Here is a 15,936-nt window from a genome sequence, read left to right as displayed (position 1 = left end):
GCCCTGCCCGGCGAGGGGGTCGAGCATGAGCACCACGAGCGAGACCGGCACCAGGCCGACCGCGGCCGCGTACCGCGCGCTGCTGCTGCTCGCCGTGCTGCTGGTCGTGGCCTACGCCGTCTGGACCCTCCCCGGCGTCCGGCCACGCCCGGGTTTCGACGAGCGCTTCGACGGACTCCTGCAGGGCGGTGCCTACACCGTCGTCGCCCTGCTCGGGCTCGTCGGCGCGCGGCACCGGCGCACGACCGGTGCGGCGGTCTGGCTCGTCGTGGCGTTCCTCGTGCTGCGGGCGGTCGGCTTCGACGTCTCGCTGACGGCCCTCAGCCTGGGCCGCACCCCCTCGTACCCGTCCTGGGCGGATGCCGCCTGGGTCGCCTCGTCGCTCACCCTGTTCGCGGCCCTGGCGCTCAGGCTGAGCGACCTGTCGCGACGGCGCGGGTCGCTGATCGTGCTGGACGGCGTCAGTGCGGCGCTGGTCGCCCTCGGTCTCGCCGCGCACGCACTCGACGGCCCCCTGCGGACCCTCACCGCCGACGGGGTGCCCACCTCGGCGGTCGTCATGAACATCGTCTACCCGGCCCTCGACGTCGCGCTCCTCATGGCCGGTGCCGCCTTCCTCACGACGACCCGCTCCCGGGTGGCCCGTTCCGACCTGGTGCTGCTGGGGGGAGTCCTGGCCGTGGTCGCGGTCGACGTGAGCTACTTCGTCCTGCTGGCCCAGGGGGCGTGGCGGCCGGGGACCTGGGTGGCCTCGCTCTCGCTGGTGGGCACGATCCTGGTGGCAACCGCGGTCGGGCCTTCCGTGGGGACGTCCCGGGCGACACCCCAGCCGGTCCGGCGCCGAGGTGACCTCCCTGCCGCCGACCTCACGTCGGCGGTGGTCGTGCCCGCCGTCCTCGTCGCGATCGTCATCGCCATGCTCAGTCTCTCTGGTCTGCTCATCCCGGCTGTCGGACCCGCACTGGCCTGCTACGCGGTCGGCGGCGTCCTCGCCGTCACACGGGGCGTGCTCACCGTGCGCTCGGTGCAGGTCGAGGCCCACCGCGTCGTCGGTGTCGCCACCGTGGACCTCAACCTCTTCAAGTCCCTCGTCGACGCCTCGGGCGAGCTGATCGGCATGGCCGGGGCGGGGGGTCAGCTGATGTACCTCAACCCTGCCGGGCGACGGATGCTCGGGCTCCCGGGCGACTTCGACGTGACGAGCCTGCACGTCTCCGAGGTCGTGCCGGGAGTCGGGGCGACCACCTTCGACCGGCGCTGGCCCGAGCTCCTGCGCCGTCGACAGTTCACCGGTGAGGCCGAGGTCGTGCCCGTCGACGGCCGCCCGAACGTGCCCGTGGAGGTCTCGACCTTCGTCGTCCACGACGACACCGATGCCGACGGCGTGGTCGTGGCGACCATCCAGCGGGACGTCAGCGAGCGCCGCCGCAACGAACGGGCGCTGCACGACCTGGCCGAGCAGCGGGCCCGCCTGCTCCAGCGGCTCGTCCAGGCCCAGGAGGACGAGCGCGCCCGCATCGCCGACGACGTCCACGACGACCCGGTCCAGGCGCTTGCCGCGGTGGCCCTGCGCCTGGGCCTGCTGCGGCGGCACCTCGCTGCCGAGGCGCCGTCCCTGACGAACGACGTCGAGACCCTCCAGGAGATCGTCTCGACCGCCACCGAACGCCTGCGCAACCTGCTGTTCGACCTCGAGTCGCTGCCCGACGGGCTGAGCCTGGCCGAGGCCGTGCAGGATGCCGCCGCCTTCATCTTCGCCGGCAGCGACGTCGAGGTCCGGGTGGCCGGGGAGTCCGACCTGCCCGTCCCCGAGGCGGAGCGGGTCACCATCCACCGGGTGGTCAAGGAGGCGCTGGTGAACGCGCGCAAGCACGCCGGGGCCACCACCGTCGTGGTCGAGCTCGCCGTCTCGGACGGCGATGCCGTCGTCACCGTCGACGACGACGGACGCGGCATCGGGGAGGACGAGGACCGCGACCGCCCGGGGCACCTCGGCCTCTCGGGCATGCGCGACCGTGCCCAGGTGGCCGGGGCCTCGTTCGAGGTCGGACCCCGCGCCGAGGGCGGCACCCGGGTGCGCCTGCGGTTGCCCCTGTCACGGGTGGGCGTGTCGCTCGGCTGACCGCAGCTCCCGTGGATCGACGGGCTGGAAGACGGTCCTGCGCAGCGGCGGATCGCCGCACCCCCTTCGCCCAGAGTTCACCACCACCCGTGACATCCGTCATGGGTGGCTCGGGGTGGTTCGAGCAGGTTGGTCCTGGTGCGCCGACCGCGCACCCGCACCCAGGAGGATCCACGTGACCAGACGCACCACCGCCGTCCTCGGCGCAGCGCTGCTCGGCGCCGCTGCGCTCGCAGTACCCGGCACCGCCCTCGCCTCGAGCCCGACCGGGGCAGGCCCCGACCACTCGGGGCACCACGCCCGGCCCGGAGCCCTGCCCGGCGGCTACACCAACCTCGTCGTCATCTACGAGGAGAACCACTCGTTCGACAACCTCTACGGCTCGTGGGGCCGCGTCGGCGGCGACCGCGTGGACGGTGCCACCGCGCCCGCGGTGACGCAGGTCGCCCAGGACGGCACGGCATACGGATGCCTGTTGCAGGACGACGTCAACCTGACCACGCCCCCGCAGCCGAACACCTGCCAGGACGCCGGTCACGGCGTCGCGGCGAGCAACTTCGCCAACAAGGCCTTCACCATTGACGACTACATCAAGCCGTCCGACACCACCTGCGCGCCCGAGGGCGTCTTCGCCCCCAACGGTGTCGCGAAGGGCAGCGGGCTGCCCGGTGGCTGCACCCGCGACCAGGTGCACCGCTTCTACCAGGAGCAGTACCAGCTCGACGGTGGCAAGCAGGACCGCTACGTCACCGGGTCGGACGCGGTCGGCCTGACGATGGGGCGGTACGACACCAAGGCCCTGCCGATCTACCAGTACCTCCACTCGCACGACGCCCCCAACTACGTCCTGGCCGACCACTTCTTCCAGGGCGCCTTCGGTGGCTCGTTCCTCAACCACCAGTTCCTCATCTCCGCCCGCGCACCGCTGGACACCTCCGGCGGGGCTCTCGGTGCGAAGAGCTCGGTGCTGGACCGCAACGGGATGGTGAACACGTACCCGCTGTACACGCCGACGAGCGCAGTGGTCGACGGTCAGCTCACCCAGAAGTGCGCCGCCGGGGGCAATGACCCCGTCGCCGCCTGTGGCGACTACGCAGTCAACACGGTGCAGCCGTCCTCGACGCCCTCGGGCAGCGGCGCCAAGATCCCGCTCATCGACGACGCGAAGTACCCCAACATCGGCGACCGCCTCAGCGCCAAGGGCGTGAGCTGGAACTGGTATGCCGGGGGCTGGGACGACGCCGTCGCCGGGCACCCGGGTGCCAACTTCCAGTACCACCACCAGCCGTTCAACTACTTCGCGAACTATGCGGCCGGCGCCCCGGGACGTTCCCACCTGCAGGACGAGGACAAGTTCCTGGCCGCCGCGAAGAACGGCACGCTCCCCCAGGTCAGCTTCGTCAAGCCCTACGGCTCCGAGAACGAGCACCCCGGGTACGCCAGCGAGCACACGGGGAGCGACCACCTCGTCGACCTGCTGAAGACCATCACCAGCGGACCGCAGGCCGACAAGACCCTCGTGGTCGTGACCTACGACGAGTTCGGCGGGTCCTACGACCACGTCGCGCCGCCGAAGGCCGACGCGTGGGGCCCCGGCACCCGGGTCCCCGCCCTGGTGCTGTCGGCCGGCATGAAGCACTCGGGCGTCAGCCACGCGAGCTACGACACCACGTCGATCCTCGCCACGATCGAGCACGCGTGGGGCCTGGCACCGCTGTCGCCGCGTGACGCCAAGGTCTCCGACCTCGCGCAGGCCGTGGCCGTCGGTGGACGGCACGACGGGCGCGACGGGCGCGACGACGACCGACCCGGTCGCCACTAGCACCGACGCACGACAGCCACCTCGGGCCCGGACCGCGAACGCGGTCCGGGCCCGAGCCCGTCGGGGTACCGTGACCGCCACGACATGAGGGGGAAACCGCATGAACGGATTCACGCACACGGCAGTAGCGTTCGCGCTGCTACCGGGCGTGCTCAACGCCATGGTGCTGGTGGTCGGAGTGGTCGTCGTCGGCCGCAGGATGCAGCCCGACGCCGGATGGGCACACCTGGGCGCGGCCGGATTCGGACTCCTCCTGCTGGGTGTCCTGACCAACCTCACGATCAGTGGTTCGATCATGACAACGGGCCGGATGCTGGTGGGTGGGAGCCTGCTCATCAACGCACTGGGGATGCTGGCCGCAACGATGCAGCTGGTCGGCCTGGGGCTGCTCGTCGCGGCCGTGGTCAGCGGCCGCTCGGAGCGGACAGCCGCCCCTGCGACCGACTGGCCTCAGGACGAGGAGTAGACCAGCGCGGTCGCGATGGCGGCGAGGCCCTCGCCGCGGCCGGTGAGGCCCAACCCGTCGGTCGTGGTGCCGCTGACCGACACGGGGGCATCGACCGCCGCCGACATCACCTGCTCGGCGAGGTGGCGCTGCGTGCCGATCTTCGGGGTGGTGCCGATGACCTGGACGCCGATGTTGCCGATCTCGAACCCGGCCTCCCGCACCAGCCGAGCGGCCTCGGCGAGCAGGGTGCGGCCGGCCGCGCCGTCCCACTCCGGGCGGTCGGTGCCGAAGTGCAGGCCGAGGTCACCGATCCCCGCGGCCGAGAACAGGGCGTCGCAGGCGGCGTGGCAGGCCACGTCGGCGTCGGAGTGCCCGGCCAGGCCCACCCCCGGCCAGTGCAGGCCGGCCACCCACAGCTCGCGGGTCGGGTCGGTCGAGAAGGCGTGGACGTCCACGCCGATCCCCGTGCGCGGCATACCGGTGGGCACCATGGCGCCATCCAACCACCGCCGCGCGGGCAAAATCGGGTGAGCCCCTCCCTGCCTGCCCGTTAGCGTTGCCGCGCATGAGCGAACCGCTGCCGATCCCCGTCCTCACCGGCGACCTGGTCACCCTGCGCCCCCACCGCGAGTCCGACGCCGAGGGCGTCCTGGAGCGCGCGGTCGACCCGCTCTCGCGCCGGTTCACCACCGTGCCGCTCGAGTACACCCGCGAGATGGCCGTCGACTACGTCACGGAGTTCACCGCCCCGTCGCCGGACCAGATCTGCTGGGCCGTGGAGGTGGACGGCCGGTATGCCGCGTCGATCGACCTGCGGATCCTGGCGGTCGACGCCGGGGCCGGGTCACTGGGCTTCGCCACCCACCAGGGCTTCCGCGGGCGGGGTGTGATGTCGGAGAGCGTCCGCATGGTGGTGGCGCACGCCTTCGGGGAGCTCGCCTTCCGCACGGTGCGCTGGGAGGCGCACGCCGGCAACTGGGGCAGCGCCAAGGCGGTGTGGCGGGCGGGGTTCCCGGTGCCGACGTTCGTGCCGGACCTGCTCGTCGAGCGGGGTCGTCTGCTCGACGGCTGGATGAGCACCCTGCACGCTCCCGCACCGACCGCCCCCGTGGCGACGTGGGACGAGGTGGTCGCGGCGCTCACGCGCTGATCCCTCGCCAGAGGTCTGGGGGTCAGGCGTCAGGCGTCATCGAGGTGGCGCCGCGCGGTGGCGAGGTCGTCGGGGGTCGTCACCTTGAACGCGAGCCGGTGCCCCTCGACGACCCGCACGTGACCGCCCACGGCTTCGACCAGCGCGGCGTCGTCGGTCGCGTGGGCGCCCGAGGCGTGCGCGTGCTCGAGGACCTCGCGCAGGAACGCCTGCGGCGTCTGGACTGCGCGCAGGCGCGACCTATCGGGCGTCGCCACGACGACACCGTCGTCGTCGACCTGCTTGATGGTGTCCGTCACCGGCAGACCCGGCACGACCGCCGGGTGGCCGGAGCGCACCTCGTGGACCAGTCTGCTGAACAACGACGACGGCGCGAGGCAGCGCGCGGCGTCGTGGACGAGCACGATCCCGTCGTCCGGGCGCAGGGCGCGCATCCCCGCCGCAACCGAGTCCGTGCGCTCGGCCCCACCCCTGACGACCTGGACATCCTGCGGGCGACTGCTCCGGGACGCGATCGCGCCCGCCTCCCTGAGGTGGGAGACGGGCGCGACGATGACGACGTGGGACACCTCAGGTGCCCCGAGCGCTCGAGTCACGGCGTGCTCGAGCAGTGACGTTCCGTCGAGGTCGACGAACGCCTTGGGCTGGGCAGCCCCGAGCCGGGTCCCCTGGCCACCGGCCACGAGGACGACGGCGGCGCTCAGGACGCGAGAACCTCGTCGAGGATGGCCTCAGCCTTGTCCTCGTTCGTCTTCTCGGCCAGAGCCAGCTCGGAGACGAGGATCTGACGTGCCTTGGCGAGCATGCGCTTCTCGCCGGCCGACAGGCCACGGTCCTTGTCCCGACGCCACAGGTCGCGAACGACCTCGGCCACCTTGATGACATCGCCGGAGGCGAGCTTCTCGAGGTTGGCCTTGTAGCGGCGCGACCAGTTGGTCGGCTCCTCGGTGTGGGGAGCGCGCAGGACCGCGAAGACCTTGTCCAGGCCCTCCTGTCCGACGACGTCACGCACACCGATGTCCTCGCAGTTCTCTGCAGGAACCTCGATCGTCAGGTCGCCTTGGGCCACCTTGAGCTTGAGGTAGATCTTCTCCTCGCCCTTGATCGTGCGGGTGTTGATTTCTTCGATCAGTGCAGCCCCGTGGTGGGGGTACACGACCGTCTCGCCGACCTTGAAAACCATGTGCTGTTTTCCCCTTTCGCGACCCTCAGAATATCACGCCACGCCGGGGACGGGAAAGCAGTCCGGTTCACGTTTGCGCTGGTCAGGGGCATGGAAATGCCTTATGGGGCAATGATTTCGGTCTTGACAGGATGCACTCTTCCGTGCAACGCGCACGGGTGCGCACCGTCGGCACGAGGCCCGGTAGGCTGTCCCCGTGATGCGCCGAACCCCGCTGGCCGCCCGCTCCGCAGGCCGCCCCTCGCCCCTGCGTCGACTCGTTCCGGTGGCCGTGCTCGGTGCCGCGCTGGCCCTGTCCGCGTGCCAGACCCAGTCGCCGATCCAGACCGACCAGGCCTACGCACCGGCCGACGGCGTGGCCGTCGACCTCGGCAGCGTCCAGCTGCGCGACCTCGTGGTGATCAGCTCAGGCAAGGACCAGCCCGGCGTGCTGTCGGCCTCGGTGTCCAACACCAGCGGCGACTCCCAGCGCCTCGCGTTCGCCCTCCCGCAGGCCAAGCCGGTGTTCGCCCAGTCCGCCGCACACTCCGAGGCCAGGCTGTCCGACACCACCCAGGTGCAGCTGCCCTCGGTGCCCGTGAGCCCCGGCGACGTCGTCCAGCTCACGGTCCAGTCGCCGACGGCCCCGGCTGCGGTCGTGACGGTTCCGGTGCTGCCCCCCTCCGGTTACTACGCGACGCTCGCGCCCACCCCGGCACCGTCCGCGACCACGACGACCGCCACCCCCTGACCTCCCCCGGCCACGGGGGTATGGCGCGGAGCCGACTCCGCGCCATACGTCTTAGTCGGACTCGAACTTGTAGCCGAGCCCGCGCACGGTGACGATGAAGCGCGGGTCGGCCGGGTCGGGCTCGATCTTGGCGCGCAGCCGCTTCACGTGGACGTCCAGCGTCTTGGTGTCGCCGACGTAGTCGCTGCCCCACACCCGGTCGATGAGCTGCATCCGCGTGAGCACACGACCGGTGTTGCGCAGCAACATCTCCAGCAGCTCGAACTCCTTGAGCGGCAGCTGCGTCGTCTCGCCGGAGACGGTGACGATGTGGCGCTCGACGTCCATGCGGACCGGGCCCGCCTCGATGGTCGCCGGGACCAGGTCCTCGGGCTCGGACAGCCGTCGCAGCACGGCCTTGATCCGGGCCAGCAGCTCGCGGGACGAGTACGGCTTGGTGACGTAGTCGTCGGCGCCGATCTCGAGGCCCACGACCTTGTCGATCTCGCTGTCCTTGGCGGTCAGCATGATCACGGGCACGTTGGACCGTTGGCGCAGCGCACGGCACACCTCGGTCCCGGACAGGCCGGGCAGCATGAGGTCGAGCAGGACGAGGTCGGCACCCGACCGGTCGAAGTCCTCGAGGGCTTCCGGTCCGGTCTCGGCGACGGCCACCTCGTAGCCCTCCTTGCGCAGCAGGTAGGACAAGGGGTCGGAGAACGACACCTCGTCCTCGACGACCAGGATTCGGGTCATGCGCGGGGGTCTCCTTGGGACGGTGCGGCTGTGGGGAAAGCAGGGTCGATCCGGCCGCCGGAGCGGTCGGCGGCGGCGGGGAGGCGGATCGTGAACGTGGATCCACGGCCCTCCTCGCTCCACACGGTGACGTCGCCACCGTGGTTGGCGCAGATGTGCTTGACGATGGCCAGGCCGAGGCCGGTGCCACCCGTGGCGCGCGAGCGCGCGCCGTCGACGCGGTAGAACCGCTCGAAGATGCGCGCCTGCTCGGCCTGCGGGATGCCCTGGCCCTGGTCGGTCACGGTGATCTCGACCATGTCGCCGTTGAGGCGACCGCCGACCGCGACGCGAGTCCCGTTGCCCGAGTAGGCGACGGCGTTGCCGATCAGGTTGCGGACGGCGGTGACGAGCAGGTCCTCGTCGCCGAACACCTTGAGGTCGGGCGCGCACGCCTCGGCGATCTCGATCTGCTTGGCGTCGGAGCCGACCCGCGAGTAGTCGATGGCCTCGTGCACCGCAGCGGTCACGTCGACGAGGCGCGGCTCGTGCAGCGTGTCGGCGACCTGCAGGCGCGACAGGTCCACGATCTCCTTGACCAGCTGGGCGAGGCGGTGGCTCTCGACCTGCATGCGGCCGGCGAACCGCTCGACCGCGACCGGGTCGTCCTTCGCGTCGAGGATCGCCTCGGCGAGCAGGCCGATGCCGCCGACGGGGGTCTTGAGCTCGTGGCTGACGTTGGCGACGAAGTCCCGGCGGACCTCCTCGACGCGCCTGGCCTGGGTGTGGTCCTCGACGAGGAGCAGCACGTGGCTGCTGCCGAGCGGGGCGACCCGCGCCTGCATGATGGACCGGCCCTGGCCGAGCGGACCACGTGACAGCTCGAGCTGCGACTCGCGGATCACCCCGTCGCGGCGGACCTGCCGGGCGAGGTGCCGCAGCTCGGCGTGGACGAGCTCCCCGTCCCGCACCAGGCCGTAGGCGACGGCCGCCGGCGACATCTTGGTGACGGCGTCCGCCGAGTCGACGACGATGGCGCTCGACCGCAGCACCGCGAGGACGTCGCCCACACCCGGCGGCAGCGAGGTGGCCAAGGGCGTCGAGTCCGGCAGCTGCGTCTGCTGGCGCTCGGAGTAGCGCACGGCGATGACGGCCAGGGCACCGGTGAGCAGCCCGGCGAACCCGGCCAGCACGGCGGCAGTGGTCGCATCCACGATCCCAATGTACGGTGCGCGCCATACCGGTCCGGTCCGGAATCAGGACCGGCCCGCACGGGACCCCCAGATGTTCACCTGAGGTCATCCGACCGTTCACTGCCCCGTGGGAGCCTCGGCTCGCACGCTCCACCGCACTCACGCTAGGGAAGTAATGCGCGACGCTTTTCACGAGGACCTCGACACCATCTCCGACCAGCTCGTCGAGATGACCCGCCTGGCGGGGTCGGCCATGTCCCGGGCCACGACCGCCCTCCTCGACGCCGACATCCAGCTCGCCGAGTCGGTCATCCAGGCCGACAAGGAGCTCGACCGCATGCGTGAGGGGCTCGACGCCCTCTCCATCGACCTCCTGGCCCGGCAGCAGCCGGTCGCCACGGACCTTCGCATGGTGGTCACCTCCATGCGCATGAGTGCCGACCTCGAGCGGATGGGCGACCTCGCCCGCCACGTCGCCAAGGTCGCACGGCTGCGGTACCCCGAGTCGGCCGTGCCCGCGGACATCCGGGCGACCATCCTGCAGATGGGCCAGGTCGCCGAGCGCATCGTCGCCAAGTGCGGCCAGGTCATCGCGGCCAAGGACGTCGAGGACGCCAAGACGCTCGAGCGCGACGACGACGCGATGGACGAGCTGCACCGCACGCTGTTCAGCCACCTCATCGACGGGACGTGGAAGCACGGCACCGAGGCGGCCGTCGACATGACGCTGGTCGGTCGCTACTACGAGCGGTTCGCCGACCACGCCGTCTCGGTGGCCCACCGGGTCGTCTACCTCGTCACCGGCGAGTGGGACGTCGCCGAGGACCACGAGGAGCAGGAGGACCACAGCCCCACGCTGTAGGTCCACCGCACCACCCGCGACACAGCGCAACCGCCTCACCGCGACACGGCGACACGGCGACCGCCTCACCGCGACACGGCGACACGGCAAAGCGGGGGTTGTTCGGGGACACGGGACTTGCACGACCCGGTCTTGCCGAACAACCCCCGCTTTGCCTGCGTGTCGGGGTGAGTCGTCCGAAATATCTCCCACCGCTCTCAACCTGCGGCATGCTGACCCGCGTCTAGGGGGTGGGTGCCGACGCCAGGTCGGCCGGGGCAGGCAGGGGTGGGACGTGGACGCAGGAGGCGAGGAGGAGTTCCGCCGCTTCGTGCAGGCGCGCTGGAACGCCCTGGTCCGGACGGCCTACCTGCTCACCGGCGACCAGGGGCGGGCAGAGGACCTCGTGCAGCAGGTGCTGGTCAAGGTGCACCGCCGGTGGGACCACATCTCCCGCGACGAGACCTCGGGTGGCCCCTACGCCTACACCCGCGCCGCACTGGCGAACGAGTCCGCCTCCTGGTGGCGTCGCCGCCGGGTCGCCGAGACCCTCGGCGAGGTCCCCACCCACGCGGACCGGGCCACCGGCGACGCGTATGCCGCGTACGACACCCGCGACGAGGTCGCCCGGGCGGTGCTCGCCCTTCCTCCACGGATGCGCGCCGTGGTCGTGCTGCGCTACTTCGACGACCTCTCCGAGGCGGCCACGGCCGACGCGCTCGGCATGTCGCTCGGCTCGGTGAAGAGCCAGGCTTCCCGCGGCCTCGACCGCCTCCGCACCGTGCTCCAACAGACCAACGGCGCCCCCGAGAGGAGCCTGTCATGAGCCTCGAGACCCAGCTCCGCGACGCCCTGGCGGCCCGTGCCGACGAGCTCGACGGACCCGCGTTCGACCCCTACGAGCGGGTCACGGGCGCCGTCGTCACGAGCCGCCGACGCCGCCGCGGCGCAGCGATCGGTGCCGTGGCAGCCGTTGCCGCCGTCGCGGTCCTCGTGCCCGGCCTGAGCCAAGGGGACCACCGGTCGACGCTGCCGGCCAAGCGCACCCAGGTCATCGTGCCCGGCCCGAACGACCCACGCTGGCACTCGTACACGACCTGGCCGACCCGCGGCTCCCTGTCCACCGACAAGGCCTTCCTGGACGCGGTGGGCGCCCGGTTCGGCGCCACGAACATCCTCTTCGCCGCCGACCTGGACCGGACCCGTGTCGTCGTCGCCTGGACCCCGTACACGGACAGCACCAGTGCGGGGCTCACCATGTACAGCGGGCGCCTGGGCGCGACCGTCGACGAGCTGCGCCGGGTGTCGGAGGCCGAGGTCGAGGATGGCGGACTGGTCACCGTGCGGGAGAACAGCGACGACGACTCCCGCCTCGTGGTGCTCACGACCCCGGGACCGGCCGAACTCTCCGTCTCGCGGACCGTCCAGATCGCCCTCGACGGCACCGTCACCCGCGAGGCCTTCGCCCCGGTCCGGACCACCGACGGGGTCTACTCGGCAGTGCTCAAGGGCTCCCCGCCGTCCTTGACCCGGGTGAAGGACGGCAGCGGGACCGGCTCACCCGTCCTGCTGACGGGGACGCCGACCAGGGCCCCGGAGGGCAAGGGCACGATCTGCTTCAACTGCGCACCGGACGACTTCAGGGTCAAGGCGGAGCTGGCGATGGGCGAGACCGTCGCCACGAACCTGGGGATCGACGCCTCCGATGTCACGACCACGACGCGGTACTTCGGACCCGCCGATGCCACGGTGGCTGGACGCGCGGGCATCACCGACGGCACCGGGGACAAGCAGACTCACCGGCTACTCGTCGTGGACGCGACACTCCCCGGCGGCCAGGTCCTGCGCAGCGCGCTGCTGGTCAGCAGCACCCCCGCAGGAACCGGCAGCGCCAGCGAGCTCGCGACCTCGGTGCCCATCGCCGCCGCCACGGCGGAACGACGGCCGTTCACCATCCAGGGCCCCGACCAGAAGACCGGCCGCATGTCCTACCAGGTGTTCGCGCCCGACGCGTCCACCGTGCGGCTGGTCTCGGCCGCACCGACGATCTACCCGCCCAGCGACCTCGTCACCGTACGCAACGGCTCAGCAGTGCTGACGACCCCGATGCCCGCCGAGGGCGCCACCCCCTACGAGGTGGTCACGTACGACCGCTCAGGTGCAGAGAGCGGGCGCTGGCCGGTCGAGCTCCCCGCCTCTAACTCCTGGATGGAGGGCGGCCAGCCCTAGCGGCCCTGGTTGGCGACAGCGGCGGCTGCCTCGGCGGCCGCCTCCGGGTCGAGGTACTCGGCCGGCTTGGTCGGCATGAAGTCCTCGCCGAGGGTGTAGACCAACGGCTGGCCGGTCGGGATGTTCAGGCCGGCGATGTCCTCGTCGCTGATCTGGTCCAGGTGCTTGACCAGGGCGCGCAGGCTGTTGCCGTGGGCGGTGACGAGCACCGTCTCACCGGCCCGCAGGTCGTCCTGGATGGCGCCCTCCCAGTACGGCATCATCCGCGCGATGACGTCCTTGAGGCACTCCGTGCGGGGGACCTCGACACCGGCGTAGCGGGGGTCGCCCGACTGGTCGAACTCCGAACCCACCTCGATCGGCGGAGGCGGGGTGTCGAACGAGCGGCGCCACAGCATGAACTGCTCGTCGCCGTACTTCTCACGGGTAGCCGCCTTGTCCAGGCCCTGGAGCGCGCCGTAGTGGCGCTCGTTGAGCCGCCAGTCACGGCGCACCGGGATCCAGTGGCGGTCGGCGGCGTCGAGCGCCAGGTTGGCCGTGGTGATCGCCCGGCGCAGCACCGACGTGTGCACGACGGTCGGCAGAACTCCCTTGTCCTTCAACAACTTTCCGCCTGCGACCGCTTCGTCGCGACCCTGGTCGTTGAGGTCGACGTCGACCCAGCCGGTGAAGAGGTTCTTGGCGTTCCAGTCGGAGTGCCCGTGGCGCAGCAGGATGAGGGTGTATGCCATGGGTCCAGCGTAGTGACCGTGCGCGGCACCGCGCAGGGGCCGTCTCAGGGCCGTCTCAGGGGCGTCTCAGGGCCGTCTCAGGACGTTGGGGCGTCCGCCGCCGACCGACCGTCGAGGAGGTGCCGGAACGCTTCGAGGTTGCGCAGCGACTCCCCGCGCGACACCCGCCAGTCCCACTCCTTCTGCATGCTCGTGCGGAACCCGATCGCGAGCAGCTCGTTGAAGTGCGTGTCGGCGGCGCCCAGCAGCGCGCCGAGGAGCTGGTCGAGGTATGCCGCGTCGACCCCGTCCGCGGGCAGGCGGCCGGTGACGTAGACGTCACCGGCGGTGTCGATGGCGTAGGCCAGGCCGGGCAGGCGCAGGTTCTTGCGGAGCAGGTAGCGGTAGAAGGTCTCGTGGTTCTCGTCGGGGTTGCGGATGACGAACGCCGACACCGACAGCGACGACTCGCCGGCCACGAGCGACGCCACCGTCTTGAGCTTCTTCTCGCCCGGCAGGGTGAGCACGTACTCGCCGGAGCGCGCGCCCGGCTCCCACTCGATGCCGGCGTCGGCGAGGTAGCCCTCGAGCACCCCGGCGAGCCCAGCCGGCGCGGACTGGTCCCTGCTCCCGGCGCCGGGCTGACCGCTCACGGCGTCACCGCCGGGGGCACGCCGACGAGCGCACCGTTGGGTGACGGCGGGTCGGAGACCCGTTCGCGGGCGCGCATCGCCTCGATGTAGACCTCGTACAGCCGGTCGGCGGTGCGGTCCCAGCCGAACAGTGCGGCGTGCTCGACGGCCTTGTGGGACAAGGCCTCTCGGCGCGTGGGGTCCATGAGCAGTCCTTCCAGGGCGTCGGCCCAGGTGGGGATGTCGTGCCCGGCGACGAGCACGCCGGCGTCACCCACGGCCGTCGGCAGGCCACCGACGTCAGCGGCGACGACCGGGGTGCCGCAGGCCTGCGCCTCGACGGCGACGAGACCGAACGACTCGGAGTGCGACGGCACCGCGACCAGGTCGGCCGCCCGGTACCAGTGGGCGAGCTCGGGGCGGGACACCGGCGGGACGAACCGCACCTGCGCCGTCAGCCCCAGCGCCACCGTCAGCTCCTGCAGCGACTCCGGGTGCTCGAGCCCGGACCCGCTCGGCCCGCCGAGAACCGCCACGACGAGCTGTCCGCGCCACTCGGGGTGGCGGCCGATCAGCTCTGCGGCTGCCTTGACGAGCACCTCGGGGGCCTTGAGCGGCTGGATCCGCCCGACGAAGAGCAGCACCTTCGCGTCCGGCGCCACGCCGACCAGGGCCCGCGACGCGCGCTGGTCGCCCGGCGAGAAGACGGACAGGTCCACCCCGGGGGGCACGACGACCACCTTGTCGGGGTCCGCTGCATACAGGTCGATCAGCTCGGCCCGCTCCCCCGCGGTGTTGGCGATGAGGCGGTCGGCGGCCTCGACGACCTGGAGCTCGCCGATCTCGCGGCCGGACGGCTCCGGGGCGTCGCCGTCCGCGAGGTGGCGGTTCTTGACCCGGGCCATGGTGTGCATCGTGTGCACGAGCGGCACCTGCCACCGGTCGGCCGCCAGCCAGCCGACCTGGCCCGAGAGCCAGTAGTGCGAGTGGACGAGGCTGTAGTGGTCCTCGGGGGCGTGCGCGCCCGTGCGCATGACTCCAGCGGCGAAGGCGCACAGCTGGCCGGGGAGGTCGTTCTTGCCGAGCCCTTCGTAGGGTCCGGCCGTCACGTGGCGGACCAGCACCCCCGGCTCGAGCTCGACGGTGGGGGCGAGCTCGGCCGTGGTCGTGCGCGTGAAGATCTCGACCTCGACGTCCCGCTTGGCCAGCTCACGGGCCACCTCGACGACGTACACGTTGAGGCCACCGGCGTCACCGGTGCCCGGCTGCTCGAGCGGCGAGGTGTGGACGCTGAGCATGGCGACACGGTCGATGCGGTCGCGGGAGCCCATGCTCCCGAGTCTGCCACTGCGGACCCCTCGTCACCCCGACGGGGCGGGCTGCGGACGCGCGTACGACGAGATGGTGAGGAACCCCGCGTCGGACCAGATGTGCACGTCGATGCGGCCGTCGGCCCGCACGTCCACCCCGCGTGCCACCCGTCCGGGTCCCACCCCGACGTCGGTCCCCAGGTTCGTGGAGAAGGCGCCCTGCCCTTCGACGCTCCCCGGGGAGATCCACGCCGCCGTGCCGCGCAGGTTGCGGGCCGGGAGGGCCGGCCGCAGTCCGGTCGTCAGCGGGCGGTGGTCGAGGTGCCACACGATGCCGTCCGCTCCGTTGACGGAGGCGCCGACGCGGATCACCGACCCGGCCAGCTCGATACGGATCACCACCGGCATCGAGAGCGCCCCGTCCGAGACCGTCCCGAAGTACGTCGCCCGCCCGGGCAGGAACACCAGCTCGTCGATCGACAGGTTGCTCAGGCGGCGGGTGACGTGCTCGTCGGTGTCCGCGCCGGTCCCGGTCGCCCGGCCCTCGACCGCACTGATCATCGAGCCGCCGATGACGGTCTGGGTGAGCAGGCTCTGGCCGCGCACGATCCGCATCCCGTCGGGATACAGGGACACCGTCACCCCGCCGCCGAGGGTGGCCACCCCCTTGGCACCGGGTGCCACCCGCAGCAGGCCGGGCGAGACGTCGCTGACGCCGGCGTCCCGACCCAGCCACCCGGGCAGCTGGGTCCAGAGCCCGAGCAGGGCGAGGGCGCTCAGCGAGGCCACCAGCGCGACCATGCTGCGGCTGATGTTCCTCTCGCGCCAGTGCACGGAGCCAACCCTAGGCCG

General features: G+C 71.8%; 17 protein-coding genes. 8 read left to right on the top strand and 9 right to left on the bottom strand.

Annotation, left to right across the window (positions count from 1 at the left end; genetic code table 11):
- The first annotated feature begins 25 nt into the window (after positions 1 to 25).
- From ACYVKF_RS11595 to ACYVKF_RS11585, 3 genes are all read left to right on the top strand, one after another.
- The gene (locus ACYVKF_RS11595; protein WP_460966504.1) at positions 26 to 2,122 is read left to right on the top strand and encodes an ATP-binding protein; all 2,097 of its coding nucleotides are present in this window, start codon (positions 26 to 28) and stop codon (positions 2,120 to 2,122) included.
- A gap of 175 nt (positions 2,123 to 2,297) precedes the next feature.
- Positions 2,298 to 3,944: an acid phosphatase gene (acpA, locus tag ACYVKF_RS11590; RefSeq protein ID WP_460966503.1), complete on the top strand. Its 1,647-nt coding sequence runs from the start codon at positions 2,298 to 2,300 to the stop codon at positions 3,942 to 3,944.
- A 100-nt stretch (positions 3,945 to 4,044) separates the two neighbouring features.
- Positions 4,045 to 4,410, top strand: a complete 366-nt coding sequence (locus tag ACYVKF_RS11585; RefSeq protein ID WP_460966502.1) for a hypothetical protein — start codon at positions 4,045 to 4,047, stop codon at positions 4,408 to 4,410.
- On the opposite strand, the gene ispF is transcribed toward ACYVKF_RS11585, so the two are convergent.
- The gene (gene ispF / locus ACYVKF_RS11580; protein ID WP_200947829.1) at positions 4,395 to 4,883 is read right to left on the bottom strand and encodes a 2-C-methyl-D-erythritol 2,4-cyclodiphosphate synthase; all 489 of its coding nucleotides are present in this window, start codon (positions 4,881 to 4,883) and stop codon (positions 4,395 to 4,397) included. The two genes, ACYVKF_RS11585 and ispF, sit on opposite strands and share 16 nt — an antisense overlap.
- A 74-nt stretch (positions 4,884 to 4,957) precedes the next feature.
- Here ispF and ACYVKF_RS11575 point away from each other — a divergent pair, with 74 nt between their 5' ends.
- Positions 4,958 to 5,542: a GNAT family N-acetyltransferase gene (locus tag ACYVKF_RS11575; RefSeq protein ID WP_460966501.1), complete on the top strand. Its 585-nt coding sequence runs from the start codon at positions 4,958 to 4,960 to the stop codon at positions 5,540 to 5,542.
- A 29-nt stretch (positions 5,543 to 5,571) separates the two neighbouring features.
- On the opposite strand, the gene ispD is transcribed toward ACYVKF_RS11575, so the two are convergent.
- Complete coding sequence (ispD, locus tag ACYVKF_RS11570) at positions 5,572 to 6,225, bottom strand: 2-C-methyl-D-erythritol 4-phosphate cytidylyltransferase (protein ID WP_460966500.1); 654 nt, start codon at positions 6,223 to 6,225, stop codon at positions 5,572 to 5,574.
- Between the two features lie 17 nt (positions 6,226 to 6,242).
- Complete coding sequence (locus ACYVKF_RS11565; protein WP_056884891.1) at positions 6,243 to 6,725, bottom strand: CarD family transcriptional regulator; 483 nt, start codon at positions 6,723 to 6,725, stop codon at positions 6,243 to 6,245.
- Between the two features lie 196 nt (positions 6,726 to 6,921).
- Here ACYVKF_RS11565 and ACYVKF_RS11560 point away from each other — a divergent pair, with 196 nt between their 5' ends.
- A complete protein-coding gene (locus ACYVKF_RS11560) occupies positions 6,922 to 7,455 on the top strand; it encodes a hypothetical protein (RefSeq protein ID WP_460966499.1) in 534 nt (177 codons plus the stop codon).
- Between the two features lie 51 nt (positions 7,456 to 7,506).
- Here ACYVKF_RS11560 and ACYVKF_RS11555 read toward each other — a convergent pair whose 3' ends face one another.
- The gene (locus ACYVKF_RS11555; protein ID WP_056916376.1) at positions 7,507 to 8,190 is read right to left on the bottom strand and encodes a response regulator transcription factor; all 684 of its coding nucleotides are present in this window, start codon (positions 8,188 to 8,190) and stop codon (positions 7,507 to 7,509) included.
- Positions 8,187 to 9,383 carry a sensor histidine kinase gene (locus ACYVKF_RS11550; RefSeq protein WP_460966498.1) on the bottom strand — a complete coding sequence of 399 codons (1,197 nt, stop codon included), beginning with the start codon at positions 9,381 to 9,383 and terminating at the stop codon, positions 8,187 to 8,189. The genes ACYVKF_RS11555 and ACYVKF_RS11550 overlap by 4 nt, the downstream gene beginning before the upstream one ends.
- Before the next feature lie 154 nt (positions 9,384 to 9,537).
- On the opposite strand from ACYVKF_RS11550, the gene phoU reads away from it, so the two are divergent.
- The 3 genes from phoU to ACYVKF_RS11535 all read left to right on the top strand — a co-directional run bounded on the left by phoU (position 9,538) and on the right by ACYVKF_RS11535 (position 12,432).
- On the top strand, positions 9,538 to 10,224 hold the full coding sequence (gene phoU / locus ACYVKF_RS11545; protein ID WP_056916375.1) for a phosphate signaling complex protein PhoU: 687 nt from the start codon (positions 9,538 to 9,540) through the stop codon (positions 10,222 to 10,224).
- Between the two features lie 274 nt (positions 10,225 to 10,498).
- Positions 10,499 to 11,029 (top strand): SigE family RNA polymerase sigma factor, encoded by a 531-nt coding sequence (locus ACYVKF_RS11540; RefSeq protein ID WP_056916374.1) that lies wholly within the window; start codon positions 10,499 to 10,501, stop codon positions 11,027 to 11,029.
- Positions 11,026 to 12,432: a hypothetical protein gene (locus ACYVKF_RS11535; protein ID WP_460966497.1), complete on the top strand. Its 1,407-nt coding sequence runs from the start codon at positions 11,026 to 11,028 to the stop codon at positions 12,430 to 12,432. The genes ACYVKF_RS11540 and ACYVKF_RS11535 overlap by 4 nt, the downstream gene beginning before the upstream one ends.
- Here the strand turns inward: ACYVKF_RS11535 and ACYVKF_RS11530 are convergent.
- From ACYVKF_RS11530 to ACYVKF_RS11515, 4 genes are all read right to left on the bottom strand, one after another.
- The gene (locus ACYVKF_RS11530) at positions 12,429 to 13,163 is read right to left on the bottom strand and encodes a phosphoglyceromutase (RefSeq protein ID WP_056916372.1); all 735 of its coding nucleotides are present in this window, start codon (positions 13,161 to 13,163) and stop codon (positions 12,429 to 12,431) included. The genes ACYVKF_RS11535 and ACYVKF_RS11530 overlap by 4 nt on opposite strands.
- Positions 13,164 to 13,240: 77 nt before the next feature.
- Positions 13,241 to 13,795 carry a YbjN domain-containing protein gene (locus ACYVKF_RS11525; RefSeq protein ID WP_460966496.1) on the bottom strand — a complete coding sequence of 185 codons (555 nt, stop codon included), beginning with the start codon at positions 13,793 to 13,795 and terminating at the stop codon, positions 13,241 to 13,243.
- Positions 13,792 to 15,105, bottom strand: coding sequence for a D-inositol-3-phosphate glycosyltransferase (gene mshA, locus ACYVKF_RS11520; protein WP_460966495.1), 1,314 nt, complete (start codon positions 15,103 to 15,105; stop codon positions 13,792 to 13,794). The genes ACYVKF_RS11525 and mshA overlap by 4 nt, the downstream gene beginning before the upstream one ends.
- A gap of 30 nt (positions 15,106 to 15,135) precedes the next feature.
- Entirely contained in the window at positions 15,136 to 15,918 is a 783-nt protein-coding gene (locus ACYVKF_RS11515; RefSeq protein ID WP_056916370.1) for a hypothetical protein, read from the bottom strand.
- Positions 15,919 to 15,936: the final 18 nt, after the last annotated feature.

This window comes from Pedococcus soli, from assembly GCF_054782575.1.
This window is presented reverse-complemented; position numbering and strand designations above follow the sequence as displayed.